This window comes from Chryseobacterium daeguense DSM 19388 (assembly GCF_000430825.1).
Classification (GTDB): Bacteria; Bacteroidota; Bacteroidia; order Flavobacteriales; family Weeksellaceae; genus Chryseobacterium; species Chryseobacterium daeguense.
On record NZ_AUMT01000005.1, the window covers coordinates 155,345 to 177,538 of the forward strand.

Annotated in this window: 21 protein-coding genes and 1 pseudogene; 9 read left to right on the forward strand and 13 right to left on the reverse strand. The window is 36.8% G+C overall.

Going from position 1 to position 22,194, the window contains the following annotated elements:
* Window positions 1–17 precede the first annotated feature (17 nt).
* The 3 genes and pseudogenes from H560_RS0109270 to lptB all read right to left on the reverse strand — a co-directional run.
* Window positions 18–1,745, reverse strand: coding sequence for an ABC transporter ATP-binding protein (locus H560_RS0109270; RefSeq protein ID WP_051289271.1), 1,728 nt, complete (start codon window positions 1,743–1,745; stop codon window positions 18–20).
* A gap of 165 nt (window positions 1,746–1,910) precedes the next feature.
* Window positions 1,911–2,165 (reverse strand): hypothetical protein, encoded by a 255-nt coding sequence (locus H560_RS0109275; protein ID WP_228372451.1) that lies wholly within the window; start codon window positions 2,163–2,165, stop codon window positions 1,911–1,913.
* Window positions 2,166–2,500: 335 nt separating this feature from the next.
* Window positions 2,501–3,226 (reverse strand): annotated as a pseudogene (lptB, locus tag H560_RS21365) (LPS export ABC transporter ATP-binding protein); the annotation flags it as partial.
* A 395-nt stretch (window positions 3,227–3,621) separates the two neighbouring features.
* Between lptB and H560_RS23690 the strand changes: the two are divergent.
* Entirely contained in the window at window positions 3,622–3,804 is a 183-nt protein-coding gene (locus H560_RS23690; RefSeq protein ID WP_316929360.1) for a TM2 domain-containing protein, read from the forward strand.
* Window positions 3,805–3,873: 69 nt separating this feature from the next.
* On the forward strand, window positions 3,874–4,602 hold the full coding sequence (locus tag H560_RS0109290; RefSeq protein ID WP_027379791.1) for a hypothetical protein: 729 nt from the start codon (window positions 3,874–3,876) through the stop codon (window positions 4,600–4,602).
* Window positions 4,603–4,706: 104 nt separating this feature from the next.
* Here H560_RS0109290 and hemB read toward each other — a convergent pair whose 3' ends face one another.
* Window positions 4,707–5,696: a porphobilinogen synthase gene (gene hemB, locus H560_RS0109295; RefSeq protein WP_027379792.1), complete on the reverse strand. Its 990-nt coding sequence runs from the start codon at window positions 5,694–5,696 to the stop codon at window positions 4,707–4,709.
* Between the two features lie 123 nt (window positions 5,697–5,819).
* Between hemB and H560_RS0109300 the strand changes: the two genes are divergently transcribed.
* From H560_RS0109300 to H560_RS0109310, 3 genes are all read left to right on the forward strand, one after another.
* On the forward strand, window positions 5,820–6,170 hold the full coding sequence (locus H560_RS0109300) for a T9SS type A sorting domain-containing protein (protein ID WP_027379793.1): 351 nt from the start codon (window positions 5,820–5,822) through the stop codon (window positions 6,168–6,170).
* Window positions 6,171–6,262: 92 nt separating this feature from the next.
* Window positions 6,263–7,174, forward strand: coding sequence for an ABC transporter ATP-binding protein (locus H560_RS0109305; RefSeq protein ID WP_027379794.1), 912 nt, complete (start codon window positions 6,263–6,265; stop codon window positions 7,172–7,174).
* Between the two features lie 2 nt (window positions 7,175–7,176).
* Window positions 7,177–8,487, forward strand: a complete 1,311-nt coding sequence (locus tag H560_RS0109310; protein WP_027379795.1) for an ABC transporter permease — start codon at window positions 7,177–7,179, stop codon at window positions 8,485–8,487.
* Between the two features lie 96 nt (window positions 8,488–8,583).
* On the opposite strand, the gene H560_RS0109315 is transcribed toward H560_RS0109310, so the two are convergent.
* The 9 genes from H560_RS0109315 to H560_RS0109355 form a co-directional block, all read right to left on the reverse strand.
* Complete coding sequence (locus tag H560_RS0109315; RefSeq protein WP_027379796.1) at window positions 8,584–9,252, reverse strand: porin family protein; 669 nt, start codon at window positions 9,250–9,252, stop codon at window positions 8,584–8,586.
* Between the two features lie 18 nt (window positions 9,253–9,270).
* Window positions 9,271–10,143: a succinate--CoA ligase subunit alpha gene (sucD, locus tag H560_RS0109320; RefSeq protein WP_027379797.1), complete on the reverse strand. Its 873-nt coding sequence runs from the start codon at window positions 10,141–10,143 to the stop codon at window positions 9,271–9,273.
* An 89-nt stretch (window positions 10,144–10,232) separates the two neighbouring features.
* Window positions 10,233–11,135 carry a UDP-3-O-(3-hydroxymyristoyl)glucosamine N-acyltransferase gene (locus tag H560_RS0109325; protein WP_027379798.1) on the reverse strand — a complete coding sequence of 301 codons (903 nt, stop codon included), beginning with the start codon at window positions 11,133–11,135 and terminating at the stop codon, window positions 10,233–10,235.
* A gap of 118 nt (window positions 11,136–11,253) precedes the next feature.
* Window positions 11,254–11,820 carry an elongation factor P gene (gene efp / locus H560_RS0109330; protein ID WP_027379799.1) on the reverse strand — a complete coding sequence of 189 codons (567 nt, stop codon included), beginning with the start codon at window positions 11,818–11,820 and terminating at the stop codon, window positions 11,254–11,256.
* Window positions 11,821–11,835: 15 nt separating this feature from the next.
* Complete coding sequence (locus H560_RS0109335; RefSeq protein WP_051289255.1) at window positions 11,836–12,171, reverse strand: hypothetical protein; 336 nt, start codon at window positions 12,169–12,171, stop codon at window positions 11,836–11,838.
* A gap of 19 nt (window positions 12,172–12,190) precedes the next feature.
* Complete coding sequence (gene lpxA, locus H560_RS0109340) at window positions 12,191–12,985, reverse strand: acyl-ACP--UDP-N-acetylglucosamine O-acyltransferase (protein WP_027379801.1); 795 nt, start codon at window positions 12,983–12,985, stop codon at window positions 12,191–12,193.
* Window positions 12,986–14,383: a bifunctional UDP-3-O-[3-hydroxymyristoyl] N-acetylglucosamine deacetylase/3-hydroxyacyl-ACP dehydratase gene (locus tag H560_RS0109345; protein WP_027379802.1), complete on the reverse strand. Its 1,398-nt coding sequence runs from the start codon at window positions 14,381–14,383 to the stop codon at window positions 12,986–12,988. It lies immediately after the preceding gene.
* Window positions 14,376–15,407: a UDP-3-O-(3-hydroxymyristoyl)glucosamine N-acyltransferase gene (gene lpxD, locus H560_RS0109350; RefSeq protein ID WP_027379803.1), complete on the reverse strand. Its 1,032-nt coding sequence runs from the start codon at window positions 15,405–15,407 to the stop codon at window positions 14,376–14,378. Before lpxD ends, H560_RS0109345 begins: the two co-directional genes overlap by 8 nt.
* Window positions 15,408–15,478: 71 nt before the next feature.
* Window positions 15,479–16,705: an HD domain-containing protein gene (locus H560_RS0109355; protein ID WP_027379804.1), complete on the reverse strand. Its 1,227-nt coding sequence runs from the start codon at window positions 16,703–16,705 to the stop codon at window positions 15,479–15,481.
* A gap of 240 nt (window positions 16,706–16,945) precedes the next feature.
* Here H560_RS0109355 and H560_RS0109360 point away from each other — a divergent pair, with 240 nt between their 5' ends.
* From H560_RS0109360 to porX, 4 genes are all read left to right on the forward strand, one after another.
* Entirely contained in the window at window positions 16,946–18,586 is a 1,641-nt protein-coding gene (locus tag H560_RS0109360) for a S41 family peptidase (protein WP_162143856.1), read from the forward strand.
* Window positions 18,587–18,765: 179 nt separating this feature from the next.
* Window positions 18,766–19,791: a YncE family protein gene (locus tag H560_RS0109365; protein ID WP_027379806.1), complete on the forward strand. Its 1,026-nt coding sequence runs from the start codon at window positions 18,766–18,768 to the stop codon at window positions 19,789–19,791.
* Between the two features lie 18 nt (window positions 19,792–19,809).
* Complete coding sequence (locus H560_RS0109370; RefSeq protein ID WP_027379807.1) at window positions 19,810–20,373, forward strand: thioredoxin family protein; 564 nt, start codon at window positions 19,810–19,812, stop codon at window positions 20,371–20,373.
* A gap of 232 nt (window positions 20,374–20,605) precedes the next feature.
* Window positions 20,606–22,150: a T9SS response regulator signal transducer PorX gene (porX, locus tag H560_RS0109375; protein ID WP_027379808.1), complete on the forward strand. Its 1,545-nt coding sequence runs from the start codon at window positions 20,606–20,608 to the stop codon at window positions 22,148–22,150.
* Window positions 22,151–22,194 lie beyond the last annotated feature (44 nt).

Below are 22,194 nucleotides of genomic sequence, written 5' to 3' on the forward strand. Positions count from 1 at the left end.
TTCTAATTTCTAAATATCTAATTCTCCTTAAAAGTATTCATCAGTTTATCCAAATTTAAGCTTCTTGCCGATGCATCAAAAATTTCGCGATATATTCCGTTGATTTGTACCAATTCATCATGAGTTCCACTTTCTACCACCCTTCCTTTTTTCATCACATAAATTTTATCAGAATCCAAAATCTGCGAAAGAGAATGAGAAATAATAATCACGGTTCTTCCTGCTTTTATGGCATCCAAAGAATTTTTGATCTGCTCAGTGGCGATGGCATCCAGACTTGCAGTAGGCTCATCCAGGAAAATGATTGGCGGATCTTTTAAGAATAATCTTGCAATGGCAATTCTCTGCTGCTGACCTCCGGAAAGCTGGGTAGCATCGTGATTATAGCCGTCCGGAAGGTCTAAGATCTGATCGTGGAGATATACTTTTTTTGCTGCTGCTTCAATTTCTTCAAAAGTAGCGTTCATATTTCCGTAGCGTATATTATCTTCGATACTCCCCTGAAAAATGTGGTTTTTCTGAAGCACCAATCCTAAATCATCCCTTAAAAAAGTATTTTCAAAATTATTTAAATTAACTCCGTCCAGCAGGATTTCCCCGGAATCAGGAAGGTAAAATTTACACAAAAGATTGATTACTGTTGATTTTCCGGCACCACTCAGGCCGACCAGAGCGGTCGTTTTACCATTTTCTATTTTCATGGAAACATCATGCAATGCCTTAGTTCCGTTGGGATAAGTAAAATTGACATTCTTTAGTTCAAAATTTCCTTTGATATCTTTTTCCACAAAATTTCCGTTGGGCTCTTTTTCATTTTCAGCATTTAAAATATCAAAATAACCCTCTGCGTAGATCATCGCATCATTCATATCATCATAAATCCTGTGAAGCTGGCGGATAGGAGACGAAACATTATTGAAAAGCATGATGTGAAGCATGATAGCACCGATTGTCATTTGCTGGTCCAGCACCAGATAAACCGTCAGAAGAATAATTAAAACCACCCCAAACTGCTCAATGAAAGTCTTTAAACCATCATAAATAAAATTCGTTTTTCTGGTGAACATCTGGCTTTCCATCAACTGCATCTGGAGATCGTATTGTTTTTTTCCTTCAAATTTTTCCCGGACAAAACTTTTAATAACCATAATGGAATTAATTAAATTCAAAAGCCCGGAAGTTTTCTGTTCACGCTGATTTCTCAGGGTTCTCCTTACTCCGCCAAGTTTTTTTGCCTGTAATGAGCTTATCCAAAAATAAATCGGGACAATAATGGTAGAAACAATTCCTACATACACATTCTGCATATACATGATAACCAACGCGATAATAGAATTGGAAAACAGTGGAAGCATATCTATGAAAAAATTTTGCACAAGCCTTGTTAAGCTTTCAATCCCCCTGTCGATCCTGATCTGAAGCTTTCCCGATTCATGGTTTTCATCATTAAAATAAGCCACGCGATACGTTAAAATCTTGTCGATTGCAGATTGTGCAAGCACCGAGCTTACATTGATTCTGATTTTTTCACCATAAAATTTCTGCCCAAAATTGATGAAGATATTTAACAATTCTTTCCCCAATAGAATAATGGTTATCACCACCAGGATATGAATTCCCTCGGACATCGGATGTGGAAGATGCGTCAATTTTGTCACCTCATCCACCGTATATTTTAAAACCAGTGGATTCACCTGCGCCGCCAAAGCTCCTAAAAATGTAAGGAATAAAGTTCCGTAAATCATCAGCCGGTAAGGTCTGATGAACGGGATCAGCTGTTTGTAAATTCCGAATAAGGTGACTGTTCTGTTGAAAGGTTTTGCCATAGGGAATTGTTTTAACTAAAAAAACGCACCGTTTTACAAGAGAAAAGGTACGTTTTATTCTATTTTTCAGCAAATGATTTTAGATTAAATATCTTTTAGACTCCCATCATCATTTATGTACTTAAATTTATAATCTTGATTTATAATTCTTCCTCCTAAATCAAAAAAACTTCCCCGCATAGAAAACCAATCTTCAATATCATCTTCTTTTGGAGTATCCCAACGAATAATTGTTGAGAGTTTATCTGCTTTAAAATCAATGATACCGCCATATTCATTCTCTAAAAAAACTTTAGTCCCGGGAATAAAATCTTTATAAATATCTGAATGATCGCTCATTATCCTTCGTATATATAAGTCGTAAGATAATGAAGTTCCGGCTTGCTTGCTTCCTTCGATTCTGCTTCAGCCTGCTCCATGGAGTATTGTGAATTAATTTCCTTACGTTGAAACACGAAAGAATTATTGGCGTTTTTATCTACAACATCATTAAAAATATGCTCAATCTCCGAATTGGCCAACGATGCAAAGCTGATATCTTCAAAACCGTACATTAGCCTCAGGTCATCATATTGAGAGAAGTTTTCATCTACAAACCCCTGAAGCTGTGACTTTGAATCAAAATTTCCTGCCCAGATATTGTATGCGTATCTTTTCTTTTTCGGTTTGTCTAAAATACTCTGATAAACGAAGTTTTCACCAAGATAAGCTTCCCTTACCTGAGGATCATTCGCCAGATCTTCCGGAAGGCCTTCTTTCAAAATCCTTCCTTCAAACATGATGTAGGTTTTATTGGTAATCGCCAACGTCTGCTGAACGTTGTGATCCGTGATCAGAATCCCGATATTTTTATCAACCAGACTTCTTACAATTTTCTGAATATCTTCCACAGCAATGGGGTCTACCCCGGCAAAAGGCTCATCCAGAAGGATAAAATTCGGGCTTGTTGCCAGACAGCGTGCGATCTCCGTTCTACGTCTTTCTCCTCCGGACAAAAGGTCTCCCCTGTTTTTACGAACGTGCTGTAGTGAGAATTCTTCAATCAGCTCATCACATTTGATCTGCTGCTCACGCTTCGAAAGTTTTGTCAATTGTAAAACTCCCATGATATTTTCTTCCACGGAAAGTTTTCTGAAAACGGATGCTTCCTGGGCAAGATAGCCAATTCCTTTTTGTGCCCTGCGGTACATAGCGTCTGTGGTGATTTCCTGTTTGTCCAGGAAAATTTTACCTGAAGTAGGTTTAACCAATCCTACAATCATGTAAAATGAAGTGGTTTTTCCTGCCCCGTTCGGACCAAGCAAACCAACAATTTCTCCCTGCTGAACCTGTACAGAAACGCCTTTTACAACTTTTTTAGGACCGTATTCTTTGATTAAGTTTTCTCCGCGTAAAATCATAAAGGCAAAGATAAAGTTTTTTTGAATTCAATTTTTAGATTAAAAAGTGATGGTGAAAGTTTTATGAATTTTTAATATAATGATAATGGCCTAATACATACTTCGACTGCTTCATGTTAAGAACGATACCAATGTTGTATATTTTTGACCAAATAGTATTAGCGTTTGTCATCCTGAGCGAAGTCGAAGGATTCTCAAATTTAATTTACGACAATTAATAAGTAACATTTTACGTTTAATAACTACTCATTAAAAACAATTTAAAACATCAAAAAAATATTTAAAATGGAAAATTACGGGTACACAAAAACAGAAAATAATCAAAATCAGCAAAACAGTGCAACGTATCGTTCTGAGAAAAAAATTCCGGCTGCCTTGTTGGGAATTCTTGTTGGATGGCTGGCTTTGAACAAATTTTATTTAGATATACAAAAGAAGGAGTTATTCAATTGGTTTTGAATATCATCACAGTTGGAGCGGCTTCTATTATTCCTTTTATTGAGGGGATTTTATACCTTTTCATGAGTGATAAGCAGTTTGATGACACTTATGTTTATGGTAAAAAAGGTTGGTTATAATTTAATATGAATTTAAAAAAAATCGATTTTATTTCCATAATTTTACAGTAATCAACACATCAAATCATTATGGAAAATAATCAACAACTGACGGACCTTCTGGCTCTAGATCTGGGAATTACCATTGTCAACAGAAGACCTTACGCAAAAGAAGTGTTCAAATGGCAGGATATGGATCTCCTTCCCCATTCTTCCGCAGACACTTTACTCTGCGAAATCTATGAGTGGAACGGAAGAAACTGGCGCACGACTAACAATAACCTGATAGGCTATCTTTTTTCCGGCGAACAACTGAATATTTTTAAAAATCAACTGATAAATGTTCAGAAATTTCCGGCCCTTATTCCTGATTTTGAGTTCACGAAAGATAATATGATTGAGTTCGGGCTTTCACTGCCTTCTCTTTTCAATATCGGCTTAACGGGGGATATTAATAATGCAAAAGACTTTTCAGTAAGGGTAAACGGCGTTACAAAATCAAGAATTACCAATATAGATTCTCCGGGAGTTGAAATTTTAAGAAAATATTCCGAATTTACTCAGAATGAATCCAGAACGTACCGTAAAAATGTGAAGTTTAATTTTTTGAGCACATCTCTTTTCTATGCGGAAAGCGTTGAAATCAACCTGGAGAAAGAATCCGGAGTGGATCTGGACGTTGTTTTCCAGACTCAGAATGTGGAAGTTAAAGCAAATGTAGATACGGATACAAAGAAAAATTTCATCCTTAAATATACAGGAAACCAGGCTCCTTTTGCTGCGAAGTTTACCAAGGGAAAGGATTTTGATATTTCTTAAATGAGTTTTGAGTTAAGAGTTATGAATTATACGTTGGCCACGCTACAAAATTTGCAGAGCAATTAAACTCATAATTCATAACTCTTAACTCAAAACTCTAAAAACTACTTGTTTAAAATCATCGCCGCCTCTTTTGCAAAATATGTGAAAATCATATCTGCTCCTGCCCTTTTGAAGCAGGTTAAGCTTTCGATAATAGTTTTATCATTATCCAGCCAGCCGTTCTGGGCAGCCGCTTTTACCATTGCATATTCTCCGCTCACGTTATAAACTGCAATCGGAAGATCAATAGCCTCACGAACTTTCGAAACAATATCCAGATAAGGAAGTCCCGGTTTGATCATGATGATATCAGCACCTTCGTCTATATCCTTGAAAACTTCATTTAATGCTTCTCTGGAATTATGAAAGTCCATCTGATAGGTCTTTTTATCCTTAGGAATTTCCATATTATCTTTCGGAGCACTGTCTAAAGCACTTCTGAATGGCCCGTAAAAAGAACTTGCATATTTTGCGGCATAGCTTAGAATTCCCACATCAGTAAATCCGCTTTCTTCCAAAGCCTCGCGGATCACCTGAACCCGGCCATCCATCATATCACTTGGCGCCACAATATCAGCTCCGGCCTCAGCATGGGAAACGGACATTCTGGCCAATGCATCATTGGTAGCATCGTTCATAACCTTACCGTTTTCAATAATGCCGTCATGACCGTAGATTGAATAAGGATCCAATGCCACATCGGGCATTATAATCATTTCCGGAACGGCATCTTTAATCGCTCTTATCGTGTTCTGCATCAGCCCGTTTTTGTTCCAGGCTTCTTTCCCTGTATTGTCTTTCAGGTCTTCTGATACTTTCATGTACAGATTGACAGCCTTTATTCCCAAAGAAAATAATTCCTTACACTCTTTCACCGTAAGATCTATACTCCTCCTGAAAATCCCCGGCATAGACGGGATGGGTTCCTGCTTGTTTTCGCCCTCCATTACGAAGATCGGCATTACAAAATCACTCGTTGTAAGAGTGCATTCTCTTACCAGACTTCGGATAGAATCATTTACTCTCAGCCTTCTGTTTCTTGAATGTATCATTTTTTGGAATACTTTTTGAATAATTTTTAATGCAAATTTAGCATAAGTTATACAAAAAACTATTGCATAGAATTGTAGAATTATTTACTTTTGCTTAGAAATACATAGAGAAATTATAACTTGATGAAAAAACTTTTACTTTTAATTATCTTTTTAGGCGCTTTCGTTGGGATTTCCAACAATTTAAAGGCACAGATTAAAGAGCCGAGCTCCTTCTCTCAGAAGTCTGACGATGGGGTGCTTGTTGCCTATCCGAATCCTGCAAAGGACTTTCTGATCGTTAAGGCAAAAGATTCTAATTTAAGAATCAAAAGTGTGATCTTTTATTCAATTTTGGGAACGCAGGTCGCAACGTATTCGGTGAACATGAATTCCGGGGAGATTAATATCGAAAGATTAAAACCTGGAAAATATCTCATCCGCTATATTTTGAGCGACAACACAATGAAAGTTACCCAGATTGTGAAACAATAATTTAAATCCTGATAATCATCAGGATTTTTTCTTTTAGCTTAATTATTCCGTAACTTTCGGAACATTTTTATACTAATTATAAAAACAGATTAATGCTAAAAGCAGAACATATTAGAAAGACTTACAACGCCGGTAAAAAGGTGGCTCTGGATGACTTCAGCATCCATGTTCCGAAAGGAAGTATCTACGGTCTTTTAGGCCCGAACGGAGCGGGAAAAACCTCTTTCATCCGTATCATCAATCAAATTACACAGGCTGATTCCGGGGAAATCCAGATCAACGGCAAAAAGCTTAATCCCGATCATATTAAAGATATTGGCTATATGCCGGAAGAGCGTGGGCTGTATAAGAATATGACCGTGGGAGACCAGCTTCTTTATTTCGGTGAGCTGAAAGGCATGAGCAAAAACGATGCTTTGCAGGAAGCCAAAAAATGGTTCGACAAGCTTCATATTGACCAATGGTGGAAGAAAAAGCTGTCTGAGCTTTCAAAAGGAATGGCGCAGAAGATCCAGTTTGTGGTAACCGTGCTTCACAGGCCGCATTTACTGATCCTTGATGAGCCGTTTTCCGGTTTTGATCCTGTAAATGCAAATCTCATTAAAGATCAGATTATTGAATTAAAAAATAACGGAACTACCATCATCCTTTCCACACACAGAATGGAAAGTGTGGAGGAGATGTGTGATTATGTAGCTTTAATCAATAATTCAAAAAAAATTATCGACGGAAGAGTTTTCGATGTAAGAGAAAAATTCAAGAAAAATATTTTTGGAATTACACTTTCTGATGTAAATGATATTCAAATGGAAAGTTTCAGCAACAAATATGAAATCTTTAATCTGAAAAATGAGAACAACCTTATTTCTTTTGATTTAAAAAATGAAAAGGATCAGAATCATATCCTTCTGGATCTTGTGAATGTAGGAAAGGTGCGCTCATTTGACGAAAAAATCCCAAGTATGAATGAAGTGTTTATTAATGCTGTAAGCGATAACTCTTAATTATGAATAATATTTTTTTAATTACAAAAAGGGAATTTCTTACTCAGGTTAAGAAAAAATCCTTCATTATATTAACTCTTTTGGCTCCTATTATGCTGATTGCTTTTGGAGCCGTAATCGGTTTGATGTTTAAGGCTAATGAATCCCACAGCGTTATTGAAGTGGTAGACAAAAGCGGTTTATTTAAAAATCAACTGAAGTCTGATGATCAGCTGAATTATGTTTTTGTTTCCGCAGCAGATGAAAAAGCAAAGATCAATAATTTAAAAGATAATGAATCTTTAGACGGAATTTTAATTTTACCCGAACTGAAAAATCAGAATTTTGATGAGCTTCAGCAAAATACCAGACTCGTTATCAACAATAAAATTGGTTTTGATACCAGACAGAAAATGATTTCCGGAATTAATGAAGTTCTTAAAAAAGAGAAGATCAAGCAATTAGGTATCGCAGAAACTCAACTGGACAATCTTGATAAAACCTTCACTTTAAAAACAATCAATGTATCAGAAAACAATAAGGAGGATTCCGATCTTGCTTTCGGAGTGAAAAGCGGCTTAAGCATCCTTTTAATGTACGTTACATTTATGTTCATTATCATTTATGGCGTTCGTGTGATGAGAAGTGTTTTAGAGGAAAAAAACAACCGTGTTGTAGAGATTATCATTTCTTCTGTAAAACCTTTTGAGCTGATGATGGGAAAAATTCTAGGAGTAACACTGGTTGCTTTAACACAGTTTGTGGTTTGGATCACAATGTCTGTTATCGGAGCTTTGGTTTTAAACACAGGGTTTTCATCACTTCAAAAGAATATTCCGGGCGGCAATGAAGAACTTGCCAGCAAATTTGATATAACCCAAATTGCAACTCAGGTTTCCCACAGTTTGTTAGAATTAAATTTCCCTTTAATTATTTTCGTTTTCATCATATTTTTCCTTCTGGGATATCTCTTTTACAGCTCTATTTATGCAGCCATCGGCTCTGCGGTAGATAATGAGACGGAAACACAGCAATTCACTTTATTTGCTATCCTTCCGCTGATGCTGGGTATGTACGGAAGCTTTTCTTTCATGAACAATCCTGACGGACCGCTGGGATTCTGGCTGTCTATCATTCCATTTACCTCGCCTGTTGCCATGATTGCGAGAATACCTTTCGGAGTTCCGGCATGGCAGATTGCCCTTTCCATTGCTTTGCTTTTGGGAACAACTATTTTTATGATTTTCTTAGCCGGAAAGATTTACAGGGTAGGAATTTTAATGTATGGAAATAAAGCTACATTGAAGGAGCTCTGGAAATGGATCAGGGGATAAAATTTAATTTAGTATAAAAAAGTATTTACGAAAAAAAATAAATCCCGAGAAATTATCCCAGGATTTATTTTTATTTAAATGATTGTTAAAACATTCTTATTTAAAGATATAACTAAGCGTTAAACTAATAACCTGCTCAGATTTACTCTTTGAAGTACCTTTTGGTTCATGTTTCAACCCTGGATACGTATTGGAAAGACCGAAATCATACTTTGCAGTGATTTCCAGCTGTCTTTTATAGCTGTATCCTACTCCCAGGCCGATTCCAAAATTGAAGCTGGCTGATTTTCCCGTAAGTTCAGGATTATCAGCAACTACATAATCCGGATCATAATATGGTCTTGATATAGGAGCATTTTTAACTTTTTGACTTAACAAGAAATTAAACCTGGGTCCTGCCAATCCAAAGAACTCTGATTCTGCTTCAGAAAAGTAAGCTTTAAAATTAATCGGCACACTCAGATAATTGTTTGCATAAACAGCATCATAACCGTCTGCACCTTTAGAATCTTTATTCTTTCCTGTTTCTCCTGCCCCGAAATACGTTACTTCAGGCTGAAGAAAAAACTGGTTTTCACTACCGATAGGAATTAAAGCCAATACTCCGGCTTGCATTGTCAGCCTTTTTCCTGAGGGATTGTGAGCATTTTTAACCCCTGAATAGTTACCTCCTGCAGTGATACCGAATCTTGTGTTACTAAAATCAATCTGTGCGAATGACATGGTAGAAAGGGCCATAGCAGAGGCTAATAAAATTTTTTTCATATTGTTTGTTTTTAAAAATTATCCTAAGACTTTTGCAACAGTTGCACCGATGTCAGCAGGAGAGTCTACCACGTTAATTCCGTTTTCTCTCATGATTTCCATCTTAGCCTGAGCCGTATCTTCATCACCACCTATGATAGCTCCGGCGTGTCCCATAGTTCTTCCTTTAGGAGCAGTCTGACCTGCGATGAAACCTACAACTGGCTTCGTAGAACCACTTGCTTTATACCATCTTGCCGCTTCAGCTTCAAGACCACCACCGATTTCTCCGATCATTACAACCGCTTCAGTTTCCGGGTCATTAATGAATAATTCCAAAGCTTCTCTGGTAGTAGTTCCAATAATTGGGTCTCCACCGATACCGATTGCTGTAGAAACACCGAAACCAGCTTTTACAACCTGATCTGCAGCTTCATAAGTAAGAGTTCCTGATTTTGAAACGATACCTACTTTTCCTTTTTTGAAAACGAAACCTGGCATAATACCAATTTTAGCTTCTTCAGAAGTAATGATTCCAGGGCAGTTAGGACCGATTAATCTGCAGTCTCTGTCAGCAATATAAGATTTTACTTTCACCATATCCGCTACAGGAATACCTTCAGTAATACAAACGATTACTTTGATACCCGCTTCAGCAGCTTCCATAATAGCGTCTGCAGCAAATGCAGGCGGTACGAAAATGATACTTACATTAGCCCCAGCTTTTTCTACAGCATCCGCTACAGTATTGAATACAGGCTTCCCTAAATGCTCGCTTCCTCCTTTTCCGGGAGTAACACCGCCTACTACGTTTGTTCCGTATTCAATCATCTGGCCTGCGTGGAAAGTACCTTCGTTCCCTGTAAATCCTTGTACAATTACTTTAGAATCTTTGTTTACTAAAATTGACATTTTATTATGTTTTAATTTATTTTTTTATTTTATTAATGCTCACAAATTTACTTATTTTTCTTTGATTTCGGACAAAACTTTCAATTTGTTTATTTGAGATTTCTCAGCTTTACTTCTTTTTTCAGATACGTTTTAAAATCTTCTGCAAACATGCCGATATAGGTACCTTTTTCAAGGTCTCTGTTGACACCGGTTTTTCCTAAAATCACAGATCCCTTTTCTATTTTATTTCCTGAAGCGATACCCACCTGGCCCCAAAGCGTTACTTCATCACCGATTACGCAGCATCCTGCTATTCCCACCTGAGAAGCAATAAGACATTTTTTTCCAATAACCGTATCATGGCCGATCTGTATCTGGTTATCCAAAACGGAACCTTCTCCTATGACGGTAGAATCCGTAACACCACGGTCAATAGTACAGCCGTTTCCGATTTCCACATTGTTTTCGATAACCACATTTCCCACCGAAATCAAACGATCAAAATTTCCATTTAATTTTCTGTAATAAAATGCGTCGCCGCCCAACACCGTATTCGCCTGGATGACAACATTATCACCAATAACCGTTCTGTCACCAATTACCACATTTGGGAAAATAAGGGTGTTTTTTCCGATTTTCACATTGTTTCCAATAACCGCAGAATGGTGGATGTGCGTTCCCTCTCCTATTTCTGCATCATGAAGCTCTTCCCTGAAATTGTATATTCTGGTAAAATGTGTATTGATCTTATTAAAATCTCTGAAAGGATCATCTGAAATCAAAAGCGCTTTTCCTTCCGGGCAATCTACCTCCTTATCAATTAAAATAATTGTAGCCGCAGAATTTAAGGCTTTATCGTAGTATTTAGGATGATTTACGAAAACTATATCACCGGGTCTTACCATGTGGATTTCATTGGTTCCCAATACTTCAAAGTCTTCGGGACCTACAAATTTTGCACTGATAATTTCGGCAATAGTTTTCAGTTTTTGTGGAGAATGAAACGTCATATTTTTAAATGATGTTTAAATTTTATCAACCTTGTCAAGGTTTTGAACCTTGACAAGGTTATTTTAAAACAAAATTCGGAGTGCAAGCGCAAACCGAATTTTGTAAATTTTATTTAAATTATTCTTTTACTCTTTCAAGGTAAGAACCATCTTCCGTACTCACTTTGATTTTGTCTCCCGGCTCAATAAACAGGGGAACCATCACTCTTGCACCTGTTTCCACGATTGCATTTTTAAGAGCGTTGGTAGCCGTATTTCCTTTCACTCCCGGATCAGCTTCTACAACTTCCAGATAAACAGACTGTGGTAATTCTGCAGAAAGCGGAGTTTCATCTGCTTCTTTCAGGATAATTGTAACTTCTTCGCCTGCTTTCATCAGGTTTGAGTTTTCAATCATTTCTTTATTTAAATATAACTGAGAGAAGTCATCATTATTCATGAAGTGGAATCCGTTTTCATCATCATACAGATATTGGTATTTTCTGGTGATCACTTTTACTTCATCGATCTTGTGACCTGCAGAGAAAGTATTATCGATAACTTTTCCGTTGGTTACTGATTTTAGTTTTGTTCTTACGAAAGCCGGACCTTTACCCGGTTTTACGTGAAGAAACTCGATTACTTTATAAATATCATTGCTGTACTCAATGCAAAGTCCTTTTCTGATATCGTTACTTGTTGCCATTAATTTTGTATATGTTTATTTTCTTTTTTTAATTTCAATCCCCTGACCCTGAGGCATCATCCTGTTAAATGTATTATTATTGAATGTATTCACATTATTCTGCAGCCTGTTTACATTCGTCTGAACTTCAGAACTGTACGGATTAGCCGTTCCTAAGATGGAGCTTCCGGAATTCTTTTGTTTCAGAATATCATTTAAATTACTTTTAGCAATACTGCCATTAGACTTCACAGGAATTTTTCTTTCCATGATGGAAGTACTGGTTGTTTTTTCAGTTTTTATTCCTTCCGACTGCTGTGCAGACAGCGAAGATGCGGCAGAAAACGCTATAACTAAAATTAAACTTTTCATCTGTATCACTGTTTTAAAATTATTCTCTGTCCTTTCCGGTGCCGTATCCTTTAACGATACCTCTTGGAGAGTTTTGAATAAACTGCAGGATCTCATCTCTTTCAGCTGTCGGAAGCATTTCTTTTTCGATATGTGAAATTGCCTGCGAAACGTTCATTTTCATTTGGAAAATCACTCTGTAGATTTTTTGAATTTCGAAGATTTTTTCATTGGTAAAACCTCTTCTTCTCAAACCTACGGAATTGATTCCTGCATAAGACATAGGCTCTCTCGCTACTTTTACGTAAGGTGGAATATCTTTTCTTACCAATGTACCACCGGAAATCATCACATGCTTCCCGATTTTACCAAACTGGTGTACAGCAGATAAACCTCCCATTACCGTATAATCGCCGATTTCCACATGCCCTGCAATACCACACCCATTTACGATAATTACGTGATCTCCGATCACGCAGTCGTGCGCAATGTGTGAAGTTGCCATAATCAGGCAGTTTTTACCGATTTTTGTAAAACCGAGAGCTTTGGTACCTCTGTTTACCGTTACACACTCTCTGATCGTAGTATCATCACCGATAATTACCTGGGTATCTTCACCATCAAATTTTAAATCCTGCGGGATTGCTGAAATAACCGTTCCGGGAAAAATTCTGCAATTTTTGCCTATTCTTGCTCCATCCATGATGGTAACATTGGGGCCAATCCAGGTTCCTTCCCCGATTTCCACATCCCCTGCAATAGTAGTAAAAGGTTCTACGATTACATTTTTGCTGATTTTCGCACGCTTATCTACGGCTGCTAATTGATGAACCATTTAATCAACTTTATTTTTTGCAACTTGAGCCATTAATTCTGCTTCTACCGCTATGCTGTCTCCCACATATCCGTATCCCTGCATATGAACGATACCTCTTCTGATTGGCTCAATCAATTCAATTTTGAAAATAATAGTATCACCAGGAACTACTTTTCTTTTGAATTTTACTTTATCAATTTTAATGAAATAGGTAGAGTAATTTTCCGGATCCGGAACACTTGCCAACACAAGGATTCCTCCCGTCTGCGCCAAAGCTTCTACCTGCAGAACGCCCGGCATTACAGGCTCTTTCGGGAAATGTCCAACGAAGAAAGGCTCGTTCATTGTTACATTTTTCAATCCTACCACATGAGAATCCGAAAGCTCAAGAATTTTATCAATCAATAAAAACGGCGGTCTGTGAGGCATTAACCTCATAATTCCGTTGATATCAAAAACAGGTTCTTTTGTTAAATCGAAATCCGGAACGTTTTTCTTTTTCTGCAGCTTCCACTGACGGTTCAGTTTTTTTGCAAATTGAGTATTAACGTAATGCCCCGGTTTGTTGGCAATTACTTTTCCTTTTATTTTCACTCCTGCCAAAGCTAAGTCACCAATCACATCAAGTAGTTTGTGTCTTGCCGCTTCATTAGGATAGTTTAAGTTCAGATTATCAAGAATTCCGTTTGGTCTTATTGATACATTGTCTTTTCCAAAGGCTTTCTTTAATTTTTCTGTAGTTTCAGGCGTAAGATCCTTATCTACATATACAATCGCATTTGAAATATCTCCACCTTTGATCAAACCATGATCCAGAAGCATTTCCAGCTCATGTAGGAAGCTGAATGTTCTTGCAGATGAGATTTCTTCTTTAAATTCTGAAATATTTTTTAATGTAGCGTTCTGGGTTCCTAAAACTTTAGTCCCAAAATCTACCATTGTAGTAATTTCGTAAGTATCCGAAGGGATAATGGTGATTTCTGACCCTGTAGCCGGATCGCTGTAGGTAAGAACCTCTTTTACAACAAGATATTCTCTGGCAACACTCTGATCTACCACTCCCACACTTTCGATAGCCTCAACAAAAAACTTCGATGATCCGTCTAAAATAGGAGGTTCAGAAGCATCCATTTCCATGATGGCATTATCTATATCGCAGCCCACAAGCGCCGCCAAAAGGTGCTCACAGGTGGTGATTTTTACCCCTAATTTCTCTAATGTCGTTCCTCTTTCTGTAGCTACTACATAATTAACATCAGCCTCAACCTGAGGATGGCCTTCCAAATCGGTTCTTACAAATACGAAACCTGTATTTTCTTTAGCTGGCTTAATGGTAAGTTTTACTTCTTTACCTGTGTGAAGTCCGATTCCGGAAAGCGTTACTTCTTCCTGAAGCGTTTTTTGCATATCACTCATTAGTATTATCTTTTGAGTTATTCTCAAGATTATTTATTCTGTTTACAATTTCAGTAAAATTTCTGAAATGAACATAGTTTCTCAGATACTCATTGTAGCTGATGGCCGGTGATCCGTATAGGGTTTCTTTATCATTTACGCTGGAATTCACACCACTCTGGGCCTGAATCCTTACCTGATTTCCTATTTTAATATGACCTACGATTCCTACCTGACCGCCGATCTGGTTCCAGTCGCCGATCGTTGTAGAGCCAGCAATTCCGGCCTGCGCCGCAATCACATTATTTTGTCCAATTTTTACATTGTGTGCAATCTGGATCAGGTTATCAATCTTGGTTCCTTTCCCAATTACGGTAGAACCTATGGTAGCTCTGTCAATACTGCAGTTGGAACCTATCTCCACATCATCTTCAATGATGACATTACCCAGCTGAGGAATTTTTTTAAATCCGTCTGCTGTAGGCTGGAAACCAAATCCGTCGCCACCAATAACCGTGTTGGAATGCACCACGCAATTATCGCCGATAATACAATAGTCGTAAATTCTGGCACCACTGTCAATTTTACAGTTTTTACCTATTTTCACTCCTTTTCCTATATAAACTTGTGGATAAATCTGAGTTCCTTCCCCTATTTTTGCTTTCTCAGAAACATATGTAAATGCTCCGATATACACTCCTTCGCCAATCACAGCAGTCTCATGGATTGAAGATCCGTCTTCTATTCCATCTTTTCTCCCCTGCATTTCCTGATAAAGATTCATCAATACCTGAAAAGAAAGGTAAGCATCCTTTACTGCAATAATAGTAGGACTATAAGTATCTTTTGTAATAAGATTTTCTGAAACGATGATTACTGAGCATCTTGAAGTATCCAAATAATGCGAAAACCGATCTTGTGCTATAAAAGAAAGATGTCCCGATTCCCCATGCTCAATTGGTGAAACTCCAGTAATAAGTGCATTTTCGTCACCTATTATTTTTCCGTCAATAAAACTTGCAATTTGCGAAGCTGTAAATTCCATATTCTGCAAAGATAAGAAATTCTATAATTCGCAAACATTTTTTAGTTTTCGAAAGTCAATTTTAATATACTTTAAGAAAATACCTGTGAAATATCCCTTGGAAAAGTAAGAATAAATCTTGTGGTTTTATTTACAATAAGCCCTGATAAAAGCTGATCCTGAGAATCTTCAAGCCTGATTTTTTCACCGTTTTTCTGTAGAAGGTAAATAGGCTGTTTTTCAGTATTATAAGGCAGCAGTTTTCGTTTTATTTCGTGCACAAGCTCGCTGCCATTATTAATTCCAAAAAAATCGTTGGTATTTTTTATTTTTTCTTCAATAAACCTGGGATCAAAAGCATGCGAGGAAATAATTGTTTTCGGCAAGTTTCTCTGGGTCACACATTTACACCAGTAAGACAAAACAAAGTCATCAGAATTCTGCCAGTTTTTCATCGCCTGAATTACATCATTATCATCCAGCTGGGTAAACCTTTCCACGTCTTCGTCTGTAGCCACACTTTTTCCGCGGTGAAGAAAATAATTTAAATTTTCTGTTGCAGGAAGGTCATGCCCCTGTGAAACAAGATATTTTGCTCTTTCTAAGATTTTAACCAGGAGAAATTCTGCCAAAGCCGAAGTTTTATGGTAATAGACCTGCCAATACATGAACATCCTTGCTGCAAGAAAGTTTTCGATGGAATAAATTCCTTTGGCATCAACTACCAATTCACCTTCCTCACATACATTCATCATGGAAATAATTCTCTGTGTATTAATATTTCCTTCCGAAACACCCGTGAAAAAACTGTCTCGCTTCAAATAATCAAGTCTGTCGACATCCAGCTGTGAAGAAATAAGCTGGTTGAAAAATTTTCTATGGTATTTCCCCTGAAACATTTCAATAGCAACCGACAATTCCCCTTTAAACTCATCATTTAACCTGTTCATTAATAACAGTGAAAGATTTTCATGATGCCAGTCGTCCATCAGCATGCTTTCCAGTGCATGAGAAAACGGCCCGTGACCGATATCGTGCATCAGTATAGCCAGCATGGCGCCTTTTTCTTCTTCCTCGGAAATTTTTATACCTTTCTGTTTCAGGGTTTCCAAAGCGGTAAACATCAAATGCATCGCGCCTAAAGCATGGTGAAATCTTGTATGGGTAGCCCCTGGAAATATCAGATTCAATAGACCGGTCTGCCCTATTCTTCTCAGTCTCTGAAAGTAAGGATGCTCAATGATATCAAATAAAATTTCGTGGGGAATCCTGATAAAACCGTGAACCGGATCATTGATGATTTTTAGCTTATTCTGCATTGGAAACGTCAGTATTAGTAAACAAATTTAGGGATTTTTAATTTTAAAGGTGATTAAATTTGAATTAAAAAATTCTTATTTAAATACAAAATGACATTTTACGAATTACAAGATTAAAAATATGTTAGCTTATATACCTAGGGAATGACAAATGAATGGATATTTTCACTGAACAAATATTTATACTATTTTTGTTTAAAAATCATCTCGATTAAAAAAATCCCGAGTAACAACCATTCAATGAGAAAATTCTCAATCTTCCTCCTGTTATTTTTCAGCTTACAATTTTCGGCGCAGACTTTATCAGAAACTCAAAAACTGGTATCCCTGTGTAAAGTTTGGGGATTTTTGAAGTACTACCATCCTAATGTCGCCAGAGGAAGCTTTAATTGGGATAACCAATTATTTCAGAAAATCAAGGAAATTAAAAACATCAACAATAAAGAGCAATTGAATGAATTATATTCAACATGGATCGACAGTCTTGGAAAAGTAAATGAATGCAAGCAATGCTCAAAAATCGAAAATAAAGTCTATTTTCTAAAGAATTTTGACCTTAAGTGGATTAATGACCAACAAATATTTTCACAAAACAATATTCAGAAATTAAATTTTATAAAGGACAACAGAAATATTGATGAAAATTATTATATCGGAAAAGGTGGAAGGAAAATCTATTTTAGGAATGAAAATTCATACGGCTCTACATTCACATCCTCTGAAACCGCTATTCTGGAATTGTTCAGATATTGGAATTATGTAGAATATTTTTTTCCTTATAAATATAAAACAGACCAAAACTGGAACGCTGTTCTAACGGAAATGATTCCTAAGTTTCTGGCTGTAGATAATGATGAAAATTATCAACTGACATTGGCAGAACTTGTCACAAAAACTGATGACTCGCATGCTTTTTTATTTTCCAGATTAATCAGCCTAAACCAGTATGGAAGGAAAAGCGTTCCGGCAGAATATGCTTACGCTGAGGGGCAACTGATAATTACTAAGATAAATCCGACGAAATTTAACGAAGAAAATCCGTTGAAAACAGGTGATGTTATTTATGATATAAATGGGATGACCATATCCCAAAAGATCAATGCATTCGGAAAATATCTTCCGGCTTCTAATTCCTGGGGGAAAATTAAAAAGGCAAAAGGCCTTCTGCTGATGACCAATAATGACTCAACAAATCTGAAAATTGAGAGGAATGGGCAAAAATTAGCTTTAAAAGTCAAGAATTATTTTTTAAAAGATATCATTACAGAAAAACCTGCTACACCTGAAAAATGGACGTTCCTTGATAATGAAAAGAAAACCGGATATGTAAACATGGGAATCATCGAGAAAAAGGATTTGGATGAAATGTACAGAAATCTTCAATCTGCTGAATCTATTATTTTCGATTTAAGAAATTATCCAAAACAGACAATTTTACCTTTAAGCAGGCTTATTCTGCCAGAAAATACCATTTATTACCAGTTTAATTTTCCTGAAACAAGCTACCCAGGAAAATTTTACAGCCGTAAAAACAGTATCGGAAGACACAATCCTGATTATTATAAAGGAAATGTAATAGTCCTGGTGGATGAAAATACACAAAGCCAGGCCGAAACCACCACCATGATGTTCAAACAGCATCCGAGGGCGAAAATCATCGGCAGCAATACTTCCGGTGCAAACGGCGATGTGATACGCTTCAATATTGCAGGTATAGAAACGAGCTTTACAGGTCTGGGAGCCTATTATCCTGACGGAAAAGAAACCCAGAGGATAGGAATAATTCCTGATATAGCTATAAAACCGACCATCAAAGGAATTCAAGAAGGAAAAGATGAAATTCTGGAAAGAGCATTGGAATACATCAGGACAGGCAAATAAAAATAAAATCACAAACCACTGATTTACAATTAAATAATAAAATTTTTAATATTTTTCATACATTTATTGTCAGGATTTCATTTCACATACGACTTTAATTTTAAGGGATGACTTTAATTTCAAATTACATCTGACTATTCAGATGCTGATATATTAAGTCGAATTAAAACAAAAATGTTATGAAAAATCATTTGATGAGTAAGCCTTTAAGGTTGTCGTTGTGTGCTGCTGCTTTTATTACTACTGTATCGTGCAGTGATAATGATATACAGAACTTACCTGAAACTTTTGAAGAAAAAGTAGTGGTGGCGAATCGCGGTGCGGGGAGCATCAGCTTTATAGATGCAGCCAGTAATAGCGTATCAAAAACTTTGTCAATTCCAAATTCCGAACCCATGTACGTGGTTTATGTCCCTCAGAATGACAAGCTTTATGTAGGCGACAGAGCCGGAAAAAAAATTCACATTGTAAATTCTAAAAACCAGCAGGTTGAAAATTCCATAGATGTAGGAAACGGCGTTTTTCACATGTGGGCAGACGGCCAGGGAAAAGAACTGTGGGTAACGAACGATATTGATAATACAATTTCGGTTATTAATCTTACTACAAATACAGTTTCAAATACCATCACTGTAGACCAGAAACCTCATGATGTGTTTTTAACTAAAGATGGAACCACAGCCTTTGTTTCGGTGCTCACAGGAAGCCCTGCAACAGACAAAGTCTATAAATACTCTACTGCTAGCCATACCAAAACCGGTGAAGTAAGCGTAGGAAAAGAACCTCACCTGTTCCATCTTCAGAACAGCAATACATTGTATATTCCCTGCCAATCCGGGAAGCTTTTTATGGTAAATGCAGGCACAATGAACATTCTCGAAGAAAAAGATTATGCCGGAGCTCATGGGATTTTTGCTTCTCCTGATCAGAGTAAAATTTTCATGAGTAATATAACCGGAAATCAGCTGTATTCCGTCAATGCTACTTCAGGTGACCAGATTTTATCGATTCCTTCTGCAGAAAATACACCGCATAATATTACGGTAACTGCCAATGGAGATAAAATGTTTGTAACACAGTCCGGGGCAGGAAGTACTGTTTCCGTTTATAATATCAGTTCCGGAGGAACTTTATCCGGGGCATCTTCTTTCAGCACAGGAACAAATCCTTTTGGAATTGTATATTATAAGAGAAAAGTGAATTAACCTCAAAAAACACAAGTCATGTTAAAAGCCTATTGGGACAAAGGAATTTCTTTTGAATCCCATCTCGGAAGAATCCGTGAAACCGTAAAAGTGCAGGATGGCAGTACTCAGGATATGCTTCAAAAATACCAGCTGTCCATTGAACGTGCAGAAAAGATCATTAGCAGCTATAAATCTAATGCTGAACAGGAAGAAAAGTATTTGGAGGCAGATTTTAATGGAAATATTCTTATCATAGCAGAAGGCTGGTGTGGCGATTGCAGCCAGTCTATTCCAGTTATAAGGCAGTTTTTTAAACATAAAAATCCTGTAAAGATTCTTTACCGGAATGAAAACCCTGATCTCATGCAGCTGTTTCTTACCAATGGAAACGAAGCAGTTCCCATCGTTATTTTTTTAGATGAAGATTGTAACATCCTGACGCATTGGGGGCCTAGAACGAAGCATGGTCTTCAGTTGTTTGCAAAATTTAGGAAAGACCCTGAAAACTATTCAAGAGAAATGTTCCTGAAAGACCTTCATACATACTACGATATAAACAAGGGTTTCGACATCATGGAAGAAATTCTTGAAATATTATAAATCTTATAAACAGGCCAATTGCACTCCTGCAATTGGTTTTGTTTTATTCCACATCAATTTATTAAAAAGCTCTTTCTAAAATCACTTAAAAGCAGTACATTCATAGTCGGATTAATTGGTAAACCGTAAAATTGGTTTTAACTAATATTTAACCTTTTATCAGTTTAATTTGTTATATTTTATAAAGAATTGGTCAACAATTTGATACAGTAACCATGTAAAAAAATAAATTATGTCGGAAAAGATATTATGGATAGATGATGAAATAGATTTACTTAAACCTCATATTGTATTTCTCGAAAAGAAAGGCTACCAGGTAACCCCTGTAAACAATGTGAATGAGGCGTTGGAATTAATGGATTCAGAGAAATTCGCATTAACACTTATTGATGAAAATATGCCCGGAATTTCGGGGCTTGAAGCCATCCCTATGATTAAAGAAAAAGACAATGCTTTAAAAATAGTAATGGTAACGAAAAGCGAGGAAGAACATATTATGGAAGAAGCAATCGGATCTCAGATTGCCGACTATATTCTAAAGCCTGTAAACCCCAATCAGATACTATTATCATTAAAGAAAAACCTGCAGGAAGATAATCTTGTAGAGCAGAAAACCATTCTGCAGTATCAGCAGGAATTCAGGAACCTTTCCATGGAGCTGTCTTACCTCAGAACCTACCAGGAATGGGCAGAGTATTACAAGAAAATCCTAAACTGGGAAATAAAATTCGATAAGGTAACGGATAATGAATTTGCCGACCTTTTGCAGTCTCAAAAAGAGGAAGCCAACATCCAGTTCGCAAAATTCATAGAAAATAATTACGAAGGCTGGCTTACAGAGAATGATAAACCCATCATGAGCCACACACTTTTCAAAGAAAAAGTAAAGCCGGAGGTTGAAAAAGAAAAGGTACTTTTACTGATGATCGATAATCTTCGTTATGATCAGTGGAAAGTTATTGAGCCTTTATTTACAAAACATTACAGCAAAATTTCGGAAGATTACTATTACAGTATTCTGCCAACAGCAACGCAATACGCCAGAAACTCATTCTTTGCTGGCCTAATGCCGTCTGAGATTGAAAAACGTTTCCCGGACAAATGGTTTAATGACAACGAAGAAGGAAACAAAAACGAATTCGAACGTGATTTCCTTGAAGATCAGATGAAAAGAATAGGTTTAGGATCAAAATCAATGAAATATTTAAAGGTTCTGAATGCCGACTTTGAAAGAAAAATCTATGACGACTTCAACCAACATAAGAATAATGATCTTTTGGTGATTGTTTATAATTTTATTGATATTCTTTCTCATGCTAAAACAGACAATCATATTGTGGATCAGCTGATCCGGGATGATAAAACGTTCAGGTCTTTAACGCTTAACTGGTTTGAAAATTCATCATTAATGAAAATCATCAAAGTGGCGGCTGAAAACGGATTCAAGCTGGTGATTACAACAGATCACGGAACAGTTTATGTTAAAAAGCCGAGCAAAGTAGTCGGAGACAGGGAAACTTCCACCAATATCCGTTACAAAACAGGAAAAAGCTTAACTTATGATGACAGCGATGTATGGGCAATTACAAACCCTGAAAAACTGTTTCTGCCGAAAGGTAATTTAAGTTCAAAATATATTTTCGCGAAAAATAATATCTTTTTGGCTTATCCTAAGAATTACAATCACTTTGTGAATTATTACAAAGAAACTTATCAGCACGGGGGAATTTCATTGGAAGAATGTATTATCCCCATCAGCATATTAGAGCCCAAATAGTTTTTTTCATAGTTTAACTTGGGTAATAGGGGGCGGAAAAAATC